The organism is Bradyrhizobium sp. sBnM-33 (assembly GCF_032917945.1).
In the GTDB taxonomy this organism is placed as follows: Bacteria; Pseudomonadota; Alphaproteobacteria; order Rhizobiales; family Xanthobacteraceae; genus Bradyrhizobium.
The window spans coordinates 1505445-1517946 of record NZ_CP136624.1 but is presented as its reverse complement, the minus strand read 5'-3'; the positions used below and the strand labels follow the sequence as shown (position 1 = coordinate 1517946).

Here is a 12502-nt window from a genome sequence, read left to right as displayed (position 1 = left end):
TACCACGGCAGGCGGAACTTCGGGGTCAAATCGCCCAAGGTCAAGCCACAATGCCGCGATGTTAGGCATGCGTTTGTGATGGGGACGGCGTCTCACGCCCTTGGCGGAATCGGCGGTTGGGGATAGCTTGCCCGCAATGTTCGTTCGCTTGACGAGGCCGGTGCGCGTCAAAGCGGGGTGGTTTGCTGCCCTGCTCTATCTGTTTTGCGTGCTGGTACCCGGCGCTGCGCTGGCGCTCGGCGATGCCGCGTCGTGCCTCGTGCACCAGTTCGGGACGGCTGCCGCCGCGCATATTCATGACGGCGCGCAGCCGGAACATGAGGCCTCGCACCAGCATCACGCCAATGCCGATCATGTCATGCCCGGGCACGCCGGGGATCAGCACGACGGCAAAGCCTCGCCGGGACCGTGCTGCGTGGTGCTGTGCGTTTCAGCGATCGCAGCCGATCCGCCTGCCGTCGCAATGCCCTCGCCGCCGGTCTCGCTCTGCGCTGCCGAAAACGTCCAGCGCCTGCCGGGTGAGGCTCCCCCTCTGCTCTATCGTCCTCCGATCGCCTGATCCGACATCACGACGGGCGGCTGCGCTTCGACTGCGCGCGCATGCCCGTACCTTCCTTCCCACGGATCTAGCCCAACATGCCGCGCGTCGCCGCGGCTGATCGTTGACGAACGAGAGAGAGAGAGAGAGAGAGAGAGAGAACATCGGATGAAAAACATCGTAATGGCTGGCCTTGCAATGGCCGCCTTGTGCGCACTGCCGGCGCCTGCGCATAGCCACGACAAGCACGCCCATGAAACCTATTCGGCCGGCGAGCCCGGCAATCCCAAGAAACCTTCGCGGACGATTCAAGTTGAAATGAGCGAAATGGCCTATACGCCCTCACGCATCGAGGTGAAGCACGGCGAGCAGATCCGTTTCGTGATCCGCAACGTCGGCCAGGAAGACCACGAATTCCTGCTCGCCACGACCGAAGAGAACCTGAAGCACGCCGAGGATATGAAGCAACACCCGCACATGGAGCACGACGAACCCAACGGCGTGCGGTTGGCGCCGAAAAAATCGGCCGAGATCGTCTGGAAATTCACCAAGGCAGGCACGTTCGAGTTTTCGTGCCTGATTCCCGGCCATCGCGACGGCGGTATGATCGGCCAAATCCTGGTGAAATGAATGACGGTGAGGTGAAGCCAGAACTGCAGGCTTAAGGGGACAACCAAGGGACAGCAGCAGGAGATCGACCAGATGAAGCAAATACTGGCCGGCTCAATAAATAGCGCGCCTGGATTAGTCCGTAGGATGGGTGGGGGGAAGCGATACCCATCGTCTGCAGTTCAAGAGGTGATGGATATCGCGGAGTTTATCATCGGGCCGGCCGAAGGCCGGACCCGTTGGCTCCACCCATCCTACGCTGACTGGAACCTCCAACGGAAAAGGTGAAGTCGATGAGCGAAACACTGCATTGCATCGCCCGGCGGTCCTTCCTCGGCGTGATCGCCGCCGTGCTGGCAGGCCGGACGATCGCGTCCGCCGCTGCCGCTAACCCTGTCGTGACCGTCCACAAGGATCCGAACTGCGGCTGTTGTTCGGGCTGGGCCGATCATCTGCGCGCGGCCGGCTTTCCGGTCGAGGTGCATGAGGCTACCGATCTTGCGCCGATCAAGCAGCAGCATGGCATTCCGCCTGAGCTCGCCGCCTGTCACACCGCGGTCGTGAGCGGCTACGCGATCGAAGGGCACGTGCCGGCGCTCGCGATCCAGCGCTTGCTGGCGGAGCGTCCGAACGCCAGGGGTCTTGCCGTTCCCGGCATGCCGGTTGGGTCACCGGGAATGGAAGGCGGGACGCCACAACCTTACACGGTCGTGTTGTTCGGCCCGGCCGGGCAAAGCCCCTATATGCGCTTCGTCGGAACGCAGCCGGTTGACACCTGATTTGCCGGTTGAGCCCTGCCTCGCACGCACGCCGGCCAGCGAGGTGACGGATTCTCAGGCTCGCGCGATCCTGGGCGTTACCGGAAATTCTGCGAACGGACGCGGTACAGGCACGAAAAACCGCTATACAAGCGGAGGACAAGCGCACCGGATCCATGGTCCCGGCATTGCGCAGCCGAACCGGAAAGCAGCGAACGAGACGCCCGTGCGAAGGATCGATGATCAGACCTTTCTGCTTTTGCTGTTTGCCGTTACGCTGGCATTCGCCTGGATTTTGCAGCCGTTCTACGGCGCCGTTCTGTGGGCGATCATCGTGGCCGTCATCTTTGCGCCGGTGAATCGGGCGCTGCTGCGATCGATGCCCGGCAGGCCGAACCTCGCGGCCCTGGTAACCGTCCTGCTCATCATCGCGATTGTACTTATACCGCTGGCGATGGTTGCGGCCTCCCTGGTGCAGGAAGCAACGAGTCTTTTTGAGAAGATCAGGTCCGGAGAATATGATTTCGCCGGCTACATCCAGCGTGTCTTCGATGCGCTGCCGGCCTGGGCGACCGGTTGGCTGGAGCGGTTCAACCTGACAAACCTTTCAGGGCTTCGCGAAACATTGTCGTCCAACCTGATGAAGGGCGGTCAGGTTCTGGCTCCCCAGGCGCTTACCATCGGGATGAACACTTTCGAGTTCGTGATCAGCCTCGCCATCATGTTGTACCTGCTGTTTTTCCTGATGCGCGATGGCAGGGCAGTGGCGGACCTGATCAAGCAGGCTGTTCCACTCCACGGCGATCAGAAATCAGCGCTCTTCACCAGGTTCGCCGATGTCGTTCGCGCCACCGTCAAGGGTGGGGTTGTGGTGGCCATTGTCCAGGGCGCGCTCGGCGGTTTGGCGTTCTGGTTCCTCGGGGTTCACGCGCCGATTTTGTGGGCCGTGCTGATGGCGTTCCTGTCGCTGCTGCCGGCCATCGGAGCCGCCTTGGTGTGGCTCCCCGTCGCGATCTACTTTCTCGCAACCGGCGCCGTTTGGCAGGGCATCGGGCTGATCGCCTATGGCGTGCTAATCATTGGCCTGGTGGACAATGTGCTGCGTCCATTCCTGGTCGGCAAAGATACCAAGCTGCCGGATTACGTTGTGCTGATTTCCACGCTGGGCGGCATCGAAGTCTTCGGCCTCAACGGTTTTGTCATCGGCCCGCTGATCGCGGCGATCTTCATGGTGAGCTGGGAGATTTTTTCGGCGTCCAGGCGGACGTCACGGAATGAGCGGGCTGGCGGCGGGTGATGTTGGCATAGACGTTTCGGCCGTCATTGCGAGCGAAGCGAAGCAATCCATTTCTCCGCACGGGGATAGATGGATTGCTTCGTCGCTTCGCTCCTCGCAATGACGGCGCCAGTTCCTAGAATGCACGAAACATACCGCCTGCCGAAACAAGTCGGACGGAGAGCGTCTTGAATTCCCGCATCTCGTTTGACGCGTTGCAGTTTGGCGCTCTGTGGCTGATCGGCACGGCGGCCCTGAGCCTCTCCGCGGTTCGGCGCCAAACATACATCCTCCCCACATTGGGCCCGACCGCGGCTGTGCACTTGTCTCTGGTCGCCCGGCTTCCTCAACAGCCCAGTTCCGGAATCAGCAAAGTCCTGGCTGAACTCGAGCGTCACCATCCTTCGCACCACTATTACCCCTCCGACACCGTCCATGTGACGATCCGAAATTTCGACGACATGAAGGACGTCGACCGACCCGAGTTGATCGCCCGACTGCGGCATTGCATCGGATCGCTTCGTCCCTTCGGCCTAACCGGACGAGGCCTGGGCGTTTCCCCCAATTCCGTCTTCCTGCAGTTGTTTCCCGAAGACGATTCGCTTTGGGAGCTCAGACAACAGCTTATACGCTCGACCCAGGATCTTTCTCGCGCGCGAAAATCAACAGCAGGCCCGGGGTTGTTTCGCGATCTTCTGTTTCGCAGGGCTGCCTTTGCAAACCTGATCCGCTTTTCGGGCCCGTTATCCGGTTCGTTCATTCGCGCGATCGCGCGCCATCGCACGACCAGCTTCGGCCGCTTTGCAGTTGAGGCTCTCGAACTCGTGCAAACGGACAGACTGTTCTCTGCCGCCGGCACCACGATAATGGATCGGATGCCATTGGGCCGGTAATGCCGAGGCCCGCGTGGCCTATTTCCGCCGTCATTGCGAGGAGCCAAGCGACAAAGCAATCCATACTTTCCTTGCGCGATGGATTGCTTCGCGGAGCCTGTCATCGGGCGCGCATTCGCGCGACCCGTTGGCTCGCAATGACGGTTGTGTGCCTACCCCAGCTCGAACGTCGTGACGCCGAACACTCGCTCCAGCCGCAGCGGCGGGATCGCGCCGGTATACATGCGCGCCGTCTCGAACACCGGCGCGAGCCCAAAACCTTCCGCCAGCGCGACCGCGTCGCGGTTGGTGCTGGGCACATCAAGAAAAATCTCCCCGCCGCCCTCCTTGGCGACCAAGTCGGACAACACCGCTTCGGCGATAGCGCGGTCGTCGGCAACCAGCGGCCCGATCTTAAAACCCTTCCGGCAGGGCCGGATCACGCCCCAGCCCGCTAGCCGACCATCGCGCACGACCGCGCACCCGACATGTCCGGGCGTCCCGATCCAGGCCCGCAGAAACGCCAGCCGTCGCGCCGGAAACACCGTCGCGTCGTCTGCTTCCACGTCAGCCAGCGGGATTTCGCGGAGGTCAATCACCCCGGCCTGCGGCGCGCTCGGCACCGCGATCATGCCGCCGTAGCGGACGTTGGCGTAAGCAAGCTGAAAGCCGGACTTCCTGTAATTGTCCTGCTGCGCCGTCACGCCATCGAGTCCGATCACGCGCGCGCCGGCATGTGCGATGGCCGCATTCCAGATGCGCAAGCCGTAGCCTTTGCCACGCACATCCGGCCGCACGATGTAAAAGCCGAGAAAGGAAAAGCGTGCGTCGTAATTGACGCAGGAGACGGTCGCGGCAGGCCGACCGTCGAGCTCCCCAATCAAGAAGCCGTGCGGATCAACGCACGAAAAACAGGTGGCATCCGCAAGCCCCGGATTCCAGCCTTCGGCCGCGGCCCAGTCGATGGCGATTGAAATTTCGTCCGGCCGCATGGTGCGGATGTTGAAGTCACTCATGATGACGATCTTTTGGGTGTGTCTCTCCAGCCGTCCTTGCGAGCGAAGCGACTTGTCCGCCATAGCTCGCAGAGCGACGGCGGAAGCAATCCATCAGGCGGCAACAGGAGCATGGATTGCTTCCTGGCGGAGCCTGTCATCGGGCGCGCATTCGCGCGACCTGTTGGCTCCTCGCAATGACGGCTATCGCGGAATTGTGTACTTGAGCGCACTGCGCTGGCGTCCTCGATTTGCGCTGCGAATGTGTGCGCCGTCCAGAAATGGCACACTTCTTCGCGCAGATTATCATTGCGCCCCTCGAATTGTTTAGCGAAAATTAACCACGCTGGCTGGCGCGGCTTGAGTAGTTGGAGGCTTCACACATGTACCGATCATCGCTCACGCTGGCCTTTGTTGTCCTGTGCTCCGCGCCCGCCGCGGCCACCGACGTCTATGTGGCGCCCGGCGCAATCTACGCGCCTTCCGCTGACATCTATGTGCGCCCTAGCCCGGCTCATCGACCATACGCGGAACCCGATTACGGATATCGGCAGCCCTCTTACGGCGTGCCGGCCCCCGCCTACCGCGCGCCGGCAGCGGTCTATGGCGAGTACGGAACGCCCTACCCCGCGCAGCCTGTCTACGTCGAACGTACGCCCGCCTATTCCGAGCGTTACTACGCTCGGGAGCGTTACTACGCGCAGGAACACGACTATGCGCGTGAATACGCGCCGCGGCCACCGCTGCCCGTGCCTTACCGCGCGCGGGCGCGATGCGACGACGGCTATGGCAGGTGGAGCTACTGCGACTAGAGTGCGCCCCACGCAGGCCCGTTGCCACATAGCGCGCAGGATGGGTAGAGCGACTTATCCGCCGTAGCTTGCCAGAGCGAAGGCGGAGGTTCGCAAGAGCGAAGGCGGAAGCGATACCCATCCGCGCACGCGATTGATGCGTTTCGATTTCTACTCTACCGATCCAACGCGCTACGGCCACAGCTGGATAAATTCGGGTCCACGCAACCCGGCAGCTTTCACTGCGCTGACGAATTCGTCGCCCAGGAATAACGGGCCACGTAGCAGCTGCGGCACCTTGAACACCGCTAGGCCCTCCGTCAGCTCCGGCCGGAACACGTAGCGTTCGACATCAAGGATGTCTCCATCGTCGAACCGCACCAGCTCCGATTTTTCCTCATTATAAGCGCGTCGACAACGGTTAGTACGTTGAACAGCCACAGGTCCGCTTCCGGACATTCCAGCGGCAGGAGTTCGCCGGAACGGTCCAGCAGCGGCGCCAGCACCCTGGCCGCATGCTCGCGAAGCACCAGCACGTGTCCGCCAAGCCAGGGAAGGTCCGCCTCAACCCGCGGCTCACCTTCGTCGTCCACCAGGAGCCTGGCCACAGGCATCGGTCGCCATCTAGCTCGCCGGGCGGTCCCATCCAGGCTCCACAAGTGCTCGTGATCGCTCTCGTGCACCGGAAGCACCCACTCCAAATTCGGGCGGACCCGCGGCTCGTAAATCCTCAAGACTTCCTCCTGATGACGAGTGCTCTTCAATGCTTACAATTGCGTAATATTCTTGACGGCAAGCACGTTTGCACCATGTAAGTGACAGGCGGAAGCGTTGAAATCCGTTCTTCAACTGAAGCCCAGCGGCCGTGCTCTGTGAGGCGAGCTGGGTCCTTTTGATTTCTGTATCTGGCCCGCCTCGATTGGCCTCAGAGGCAAACTACGATGAGCGGTATGAGACAAAACCGCGGCCGTCACTGGTCGGACGAGGACGACAATTTGCTGCGTTCTATGTCACGGGCAGGAAAGAGCCTCACCCTTATGACGGTGAAGCTCAATCGGCCGATGGCATCGATCAGAGCGCGCGCCGAAGATCTCGGCATCGGGATCCCCGGAACTGAGATAGGCCGGCGCAAGCATAGAAGAAGTGGTTAGCGAAACGACCGATCCCGCGAATGCCAGACATGCTGCCTCTTATCCCTTCTGATGCCGTGTGCCGAGCAGCCCCAGTTCTTTCCTGACAGCCGAAGCGGAATTGCCAACCCTATCGACGGCGCGAAGCAACTCCTGCTTTGATACCCCGAGCGCCTTGGTCCAGTACTTCATCTCCCACGCTTCGCGCGTGTTGATCTTGCTGCGGTCCGGAGCGCTCTTCTTGATTAGGCTTGTCATCATCTCCTCCTCGGGGAGCACGGTCCCGCCTGGGTTCTTGGGGGCATGAAGAAACGGGACCGTGCGACGGCCGGCGGTTACGCCGGCCTCGACGAACAAATACGTGACGACATTTCTGGTTCCTATTGCCAAGCTCTTGGACGAGCTTGGCACGCAGTACGCGGATCAAGATGTCGCGGTGCTAACTGTTAGACCCAATGGCGACCGAGCGTGCATAGCCGTCCCTCAACGCGCGCTCGTTGGAACGAACGGACGCGCGCACGATTGCCAGTCGATGAACACTGCTGTTGGTCTATTCGCTGCCTTTTGCACCACTGTTTCGTACGTTCCCCAGTTGAAGAAATGCTGGGAGACAGGATCAGCCGGCGATCTCTCGCTTCGAATGGTCCTGATCCTCGCATTGGGGGTTGCGACCTGGATAGGGTACGGCGTCTTGCAGAGCGACATCGTAATCATCATCGCCAACTCGGTCAGCCTCTGCCTCTTGCTCGGCATCCTCTATTTCAAGCTGAAAGAACGCCGCGCTCCCCGGAAATAGCGGTCGTCGCAATCCCGCTGTTCGGCTTCGGGCAAGTCGACGTGCTGGTCGAGCTATTTCTGAGCTAACATTTGTTATGGCCTGGGGCGAAGGATACGCGCAGCATCCTCGCATCAGCCCGGTGTGGGTGTCGGGCTGCATCTGCTGCAGCAAGGGCTTCAGCTCCATCAGGAGTTGGGGCTCTTGATTTTCAACGCATGTGGATAAACGCCGGCGAAGTGCTTCCGGTAACTTCCGGCCGATCATCGGACATGCGCCAAGCTGCCACGCCGACGCATACGGTGAGCATCAGGGACATCACGAGCAGAAGCATAAAGGAAAACTGGCTCAACTCCCTTGCCCCGCAAACCAGACTCAAATTTTGAGGAAGCGAGCACGGTCTGCCGAGTCGAACAATGCAGTTCGGTTGACCTAAGTGGAGTTTTCCCCACGCGGATTTTTTTGCAGGTGGGTGAAGCGGTCTGTCCGCCGGAGCTCACCAGAGCGGAAGGCGGAAGCTCGCTAGAGCGAGTTCGCATCTTCGCATCTCTTGCAACAGGCACCCGGCGGTCCCTGCGTCCTCTTCTTGATGGGGCGGAAGGATGGGCAAGGTGCCGGGCGAAACGCGCCATGCCGCAACTCGACGAGGTGCTGCGCATCCACCGCAGCGCGACTCTCGGCGCGGTCGCCAATGGGACGCTCGCCGACGCCGCACTCCTTCGCGTCGAAACGGTTCGAAACTTCGAAGCGCTGTCGCAGCACGCCTGGCGCTCTGCAGCTCATCTTGTCGGTCGCGGCTAGCCGGAAGCCCGTGGTGTCCATCGCTCCAGTTTCCTTGGCACCGTTCGTCATTCCGGGCTTCTCCATGCCGGTCTGCGGAGCGGCACCAGTGTTTTGTGCGAAGGCTGGGGTAGACAGAAAGATCAAGGATCGAACTCGACGTCCGCGATGGCCGCCAACTTCGTCCTCGCGTCAATCGCGCAACAACACGGCCTCCCGAAGGGTCCGGCTCGAGCCCAAGACGAAGGCGAGCCCCAGCGCCATCAGCAGCACGCCAAGCCAGGTTGCCATCCAGCCCCAGCCGTCATCAGCCGCCTCGGCGATCGGAGAGGCGACCGGCGCGGCCGGAGGCACGGAGACCGCAACCGCATCGCTTGGCGCCGGTGCGGCTGCCAAAAGTGTCTCCGCGTCGAGCCGGCGCGGCGTGGGGTGGTCAGGCGTGAGCTGATCGATCGCGCGGTTGGCGACCGGTGCCGGCGGCACGAAGGCCGCGGCCGCCGTAGCCGGGACGGAAGCGGCATCGACCACCTTGAGCTCGGGCGCGGGTTGCGTCGGCTGAGACGTTTCCGCCGGTGCGGAGCGCAGCAGCTCCGCACGCGCATCCATGACCGCCTTCTGCTTGGCCCGCGCGGCCTCGTTCTCCTCGACAGTGGCGACACGAGGCTTCGCGGCGCGATGACGAACCTGCTTCACCGTCGCGGTCCCCTCGGCAGCCTGGAACCAGCATTTGCGGCGCCCCTCAGATCGATAGACCCAGCGCTGACCTTCCGCCGTCGACGTACCGGGTCGCGGCAAGCACTCCCTTTCCCTTTCCGCTGAAGCGGGCTCAGGGGGCGTCGGGGGAGAGACATTGAACAAGTCTGCAAGAGGATTCGAAGATGCAGGCGAAGTCGGGAGACCTGCGAGAAGCACAAGAACGGCGATGCAAAATCGCAAATGACCGGACATGAGAACCCCAGTGTTGCGCCCCCTCGCGCCCGACCTTTGGCCGCGACCTGGGTCACAATGCGACTCAAATCCGGCAAGGCGGTGGATTCATTCTGGCCCGGAAACGAGAATGGGGCCCGAGTTCCGGTCCTTGCAGCCGCGCGAAAGGTGTCCAAGGCGGCCTCGATCGGTCATTGAAACTCAGTAAGTCATGTTGCTGACAGCATCGATGTGGCGGGCACGGCCCCCATGCACTGCTGCACCTCGCCCGGCACGTTATAGTCGCGCATGACAGGGCGGCTGTCGCGCAAGCCACACGCCTCTCGCTGCACCACGAACATCCAGAGCGCGTGGCCGGCCTCCGCCACTAGGATGCGCCGTGCCTGCTGCGCTGACGCCGGCGCGCCCGAGCGCGGATGGGTGGCATCGAACTCCCGCAGCCTGGCGAGGGCCGCTTCCAGCGCTCGCCCCATCCGTCCGAGCCCAACGGCTTGGTCCTGGGCGATCTCATAGTTGAGAACGTCGACGGGAGAGCGATCAAGGCGAAAATCGCGGGACATGGGGAATTTATAGCGCCACATGGATCGCATGTGCAACGAGGCGCGTCACTGTTGCGATCGCTGCCTGGGTTTGATGCTGATCGAGCTTAGCAGTGTTGCGGTCACGATCATCGCTGCGATGCCAGTGAGACTCAATGCTATCTGCATCGCAAGTCCATCTGAAATGTTTAGCAGCGCCGCGTAGCTGGCGAACGTCAAGAGAACGCCGAGGCAATAGATTGGTAGCGAGTTCTGGCCACAGAGGATCGCGCCGCGCATCACCGGCGTCGTCAGCCCTCGCCATTTGCGGGGCACGAGCCATGACGCCAAAACAGCAAGGGCCAAAAAATGCAGCAGTCGCAATGGATCGAGATTCGATTTATCCAAGGGGTAAATCAGTTTCGCCAACGCCTCCGGGATCAGTGCCTCCAGCGGTCTGATGCGCCAGCTCAATGCGATGAACAGGGTGAAGAGCAGATACAGAACGGCAAGCATAAGCGTCGTGCGTGACGTCACCCACGACCGGGGCCTCTTGCCCTCGATCATCCACCACGCGCCAAGCACGAACAGCAATTGCCAGGCCAGCGGATTGAAAGCCCAGTGGCCGTTCGGCCACGCCGGGACAGTCCAGCCAAAGGCATGCACCAACACATAAAGCGCCAGCGAGGCGCCAAGCGTCGCGTTCGGCGCTCGCAGCAGCAGCCACAGCAGCGGCGCGAACACGAGGTGAAGAAGCACGAAGACTGCCAACACGTCGGTATTGACCGGACGGTATTGCAGGACCGCCGCGCGCGCGAGCGTCGCGCCGGGATGGTCCAGCAAGATACGCGTATTGCTCTCGTCAGCAAGACGGCCAGTGCCCGCGAGGTGAACCAGGATGACGCAAGCGAGCGTGAGCAGCAGAAATGCAACATAAATGTCCCAGCTTCGCCGCAGCGTTCGGCTGATCACTCCGGTCCAGCCCTCGCAGCGCCATGCCCTGCCGTAAGCCAGCGCGCAGGTTACGCCCGAGACGAACATGAACACCTCCGAGGCATCGCTGAAGCCGTAGTTCCGCAGCGTCAGCCAAGTTCCGATGTTGTTGGGAACATGGTCAAGAAAGATGAACCACAGCGCGATGCCTCGGCAGGCATCTATTCGCAGGTCGCGGCCTTCGCCTTTCAGCTCCGGCAGCTCGCCGACCACGAACTTGGGGATGGTATTTCGGTCGTGCATCTCGATCACCCCGAGAACCAGCAAAATGGACCTGCCGCTCGAGCTCCTGGTGTGAGCTCGTTCACCATTAAAAGCTTATTTTTTCAGGCGAATCTGCGCGCAAGCGTTGAGCTCTGTCGGCGTTGCACGTGATCATTTGGGCCGCGCGATTACGCTCACACGTCCCTTCGGCGATTGACGAGCTCTGTCCGATGTCGGCTGTTAGAGAAGAGGGAGACTAGGTGTCGCGTGGTCAGGCAGTACTTAGGATGGGTGGAGCGCAGCGATACCCATCATCAAAAATCCATTCAATGAGTATGATGGGTTTCGCCTCGCTCTACCCATCCTACGCAGCACGTACCAAGGCGCACTGGCTCATTAGCTCAAAATGCCGTCCCCTAGTCCCCACCGGATCGCCATCTCGCTCGTCGTCCCCCACCCCAGCCGTTCGTAAAGCGGGCGTCCCTGCCGGGTCGAATGAAGGATCGCATAGCCAACCCCAAGTTCGCGGGCCCTCCCCTCGGCCAGTGCCATCAACCGCTTCGCCAGTCCCTTGCGCCGATGCTCGGGCTCCACGAAGACGTTGAGGATGTAGGCGCGGCGATGGTCGGCCGGATGGCTCGGATGGGGTGGCCAGTCGATGACCATCATGCCGAGGCCCGCGATCACGAAGCCGGCCCCCTCCAGCATCCAGCCGAAATAGCTGCCGTCTGCAAGGCGCGGTGCGAGCCATTGCTCGAAAGCCATCGTCATCGGCCGCAGCGCTTCGCGCGTTCGGCCGGACTCGGCGAACATCCGCTCGCGGTGTTCGCAGATCAATTTGAGATCATGTTCTGCAACGGGTCTTGCTGTGATGGCCATCAGACATCGTCCAAGCAGCGCGGTGGAGGGTAGTCTGTAGGATAGGTGGAGCGGGCGATACCCATCATCCCTCCGCGCACGCGATTGATGGGTTTCGCTTCGCTCTACCCATCCTACGCAGGAGTTACCTGACACGCACGCACGGAATGTCATGCTTGCAGTCCTCGCATCCCGGTGTTGTGAAGTGACTGATTCACTTGCCCAAATTACCGCGTACTCGGAAACGCATTTCACCGGCTCACAGCCAGAATCCGCTCGCACGGTTTCCTCAACGCAATCAACGTGATTTGCTGTCTAGTCCTGTCAGAAAAAATAAATCTATTTTCGATTGCCGCAAATCAGTCCTACAACCTTGCCCGTTCCGGCCCGCTAGAGGGGCGTATCGCGATCGTCACGGACGTTGGGTCGGAATGCGGTGGACGCGGCGGTGCCCGCTGCGTGCGCACCTTCGCAATCT

Annotated in this window: 15 protein-coding genes; 8 read left to right on the top strand and 7 right to left on the bottom strand. The window is 61.5% G+C overall.

Going from position 1 to position 12502, the window contains the following annotated elements:
- Window positions 1–136: 136 nt before the first annotated feature.
- The 5 genes from RX328_RS07160 (at window position 137) to RX328_RS07140 (ending at window position 4074) form a co-directional block, all read left to right on the top strand.
- Window positions 137–559, top strand: a complete 423-nt coding sequence (locus tag RX328_RS07160) for a hypothetical protein (protein WP_213251336.1) — start codon at window positions 137–139, stop codon at window positions 557–559.
- A 147-nt stretch (window positions 560–706) separates the two neighbouring features.
- Complete coding sequence (locus tag RX328_RS07155) at window positions 707–1168, top strand: cupredoxin domain-containing protein (protein WP_213251335.1); 462 nt, start codon at window positions 707–709, stop codon at window positions 1166–1168.
- 272 nt (window positions 1169–1440) lie between these two features.
- The gene (locus RX328_RS07150; protein WP_213251334.1) at window positions 1441–1926 is read left to right on the top strand and encodes a DUF411 domain-containing protein; all 486 of its coding nucleotides are present in this window, start codon (window positions 1441–1443) and stop codon (window positions 1924–1926) included.
- Between the two features lie 205 nt (window positions 1927–2131).
- A complete protein-coding gene (locus RX328_RS07145; RefSeq protein WP_213251333.1) occupies window positions 2132–3202 on the top strand; it encodes an AI-2E family transporter in 1071 nt (356 codons plus the stop codon).
- Window positions 3203–3369: 167 nt separating this feature from the next.
- Window positions 3370–4074, top strand: coding sequence for a hypothetical protein (locus tag RX328_RS07140; RefSeq protein WP_213251332.1), 705 nt, complete (start codon window positions 3370–3372; stop codon window positions 4072–4074).
- A gap of 152 nt (window positions 4075–4226) precedes the next feature.
- On the opposite strand, the gene RX328_RS07135 is transcribed toward RX328_RS07140, so the two are convergent.
- The gene (locus RX328_RS07135; protein ID WP_213251331.1) at window positions 4227–5069 is read right to left on the bottom strand and encodes a GNAT family N-acetyltransferase; all 843 of its coding nucleotides are present in this window, start codon (window positions 5067–5069) and stop codon (window positions 4227–4229) included.
- 362 nt (window positions 5070–5431) lie between these two features.
- Between RX328_RS07135 and RX328_RS07130 the strand changes: the two genes are divergently transcribed.
- Window positions 5432–5860 carry a hypothetical protein gene (locus RX328_RS07130; protein WP_213251330.1) on the top strand — a complete coding sequence of 143 codons (429 nt, stop codon included), beginning with the start codon at window positions 5432–5434 and terminating at the stop codon, window positions 5858–5860.
- A 171-nt stretch (window positions 5861–6031) separates the two neighbouring features.
- On the opposite strand, the gene RX328_RS07125 is transcribed toward RX328_RS07130, so the two are convergent.
- Together RX328_RS07125 and RX328_RS07120 are read right to left on the bottom strand one after the other, a co-directional pair.
- Entirely contained in the window at window positions 6032–6280 is a 249-nt protein-coding gene (locus tag RX328_RS07125; RefSeq protein ID WP_317258633.1) for a hypothetical protein, read from the bottom strand.
- Between the two features lie 749 nt (window positions 6281–7029).
- Entirely contained in the window at window positions 7030–7227 is a 198-nt protein-coding gene (locus RX328_RS07120) for a DUF3606 domain-containing protein (protein ID WP_213256606.1), read from the bottom strand.
- 103 nt (window positions 7228–7330) lie between these two features.
- On the opposite strand from RX328_RS07120, the gene RX328_RS07115 reads away from it, so the two are divergent.
- Window positions 7331–7765 carry a SemiSWEET transporter gene (locus tag RX328_RS07115; RefSeq protein ID WP_312018149.1) on the top strand — a complete coding sequence of 145 codons (435 nt, stop codon included), beginning with the start codon at window positions 7331–7333 and terminating at the stop codon, window positions 7763–7765.
- A 609-nt stretch (window positions 7766–8374) separates the two neighbouring features.
- Window positions 8375–8545 (top strand): hypothetical protein, encoded by a 171-nt coding sequence (locus RX328_RS07110; RefSeq protein ID WP_213256608.1) that lies wholly within the window; start codon window positions 8375–8377, stop codon window positions 8543–8545.
- Window positions 8546–8716: 171 nt separating this feature from the next.
- On the opposite strand, the gene RX328_RS07105 is transcribed toward RX328_RS07110, so the two are convergent.
- The 4 genes from RX328_RS07105 to RX328_RS07090 all read right to left on the bottom strand — a co-directional run bounded on the left by RX328_RS07105 (window position 8717) and on the right by RX328_RS07090 (window position 12045).
- Window positions 8717–9319 carry a hypothetical protein gene (locus RX328_RS07105; protein ID WP_249727236.1) on the bottom strand — a complete coding sequence of 201 codons (603 nt, stop codon included), beginning with the start codon at window positions 9317–9319 and terminating at the stop codon, window positions 8717–8719.
- 341 nt (window positions 9320–9660) lie between these two features.
- Window positions 9661–10011 (bottom strand): DUF6665 family protein, encoded by a 351-nt coding sequence (locus tag RX328_RS07100; protein ID WP_213256612.1) that lies wholly within the window; start codon window positions 10009–10011, stop codon window positions 9661–9663.
- Window positions 10012–10056: 45 nt separating this feature from the next.
- A complete protein-coding gene (locus RX328_RS07095) occupies window positions 10057–11205 on the bottom strand; it encodes an OpgC domain-containing protein (RefSeq protein WP_213256620.1) in 1149 nt (382 codons plus the stop codon).
- Window positions 11206–11562: 357 nt separating this feature from the next.
- Window positions 11563–12045 carry a GNAT family N-acetyltransferase gene (locus tag RX328_RS07090; protein WP_213256622.1) on the bottom strand — a complete coding sequence of 161 codons (483 nt, stop codon included), beginning with the start codon at window positions 12043–12045 and terminating at the stop codon, window positions 11563–11565.
- Window positions 12046–12502: the final 457 nt, after the last annotated feature.

Excerpts from the sequence above, each read along its gene's own strand:
- RX328_RS07160 (WP_213251336.1), top strand. The coding sequence starts at position 137 with ATGTTCGTTCGCTTGACGAGGCCGGTGCGCGTCAAAGCGGGGTGGTTT.
- RX328_RS07155 (WP_213251335.1), top strand. The coding sequence starts at position 707 with ATGAAAAACATCGTAATGGCTGGCCTTGCAATGGCCGCCTTGTGCGCA.
- RX328_RS07150 (WP_213251334.1), top strand. The coding sequence starts at position 1,441 with ATGAGCGAAACACTGCATTGCATCGCCCGGCGGTCCTTCCTCGGCGTG.
- RX328_RS07135 (WP_213251331.1), bottom strand. The coding sequence starts at position 5,069 with ATGAGTGACTTCAACATCCGCACCATGCGGCCGGACGAAATTTCAATC.
- RX328_RS07130 (WP_213251330.1), top strand. The coding sequence starts at position 5,432 with ATGTACCGATCATCGCTCACGCTGGCCTTTGTTGTCCTGTGCTCCGCG.
- RX328_RS07120 (WP_213256606.1), bottom strand. The coding sequence starts at position 7,227 with ATGACAAGCCTAATCAAGAAGAGCGCTCCGGACCGCAGCAAGATCAAC.
- RX328_RS07110 (WP_213256608.1), top strand. The coding sequence starts at position 8,375 with ATGCCGCAACTCGACGAGGTGCTGCGCATCCACCGCAGCGCGACTCTC.
- RX328_RS07100 (WP_213256612.1), bottom strand. The coding sequence starts at position 10,011 with ATGTCCCGCGATTTTCGCCTTGATCGCTCTCCCGTCGACGTTCTCAAC.
- RX328_RS07095 (WP_213256620.1), bottom strand. The coding sequence starts at position 11,205 with ATGCACGACCGAAATACCATCCCCAAGTTCGTGGTCGGCGAGCTGCCG.
- RX328_RS07090 (WP_213256622.1), bottom strand. The coding sequence starts at position 12,045 with ATGGCCATCACAGCAAGACCCGTTGCAGAACATGATCTCAAATTGATC.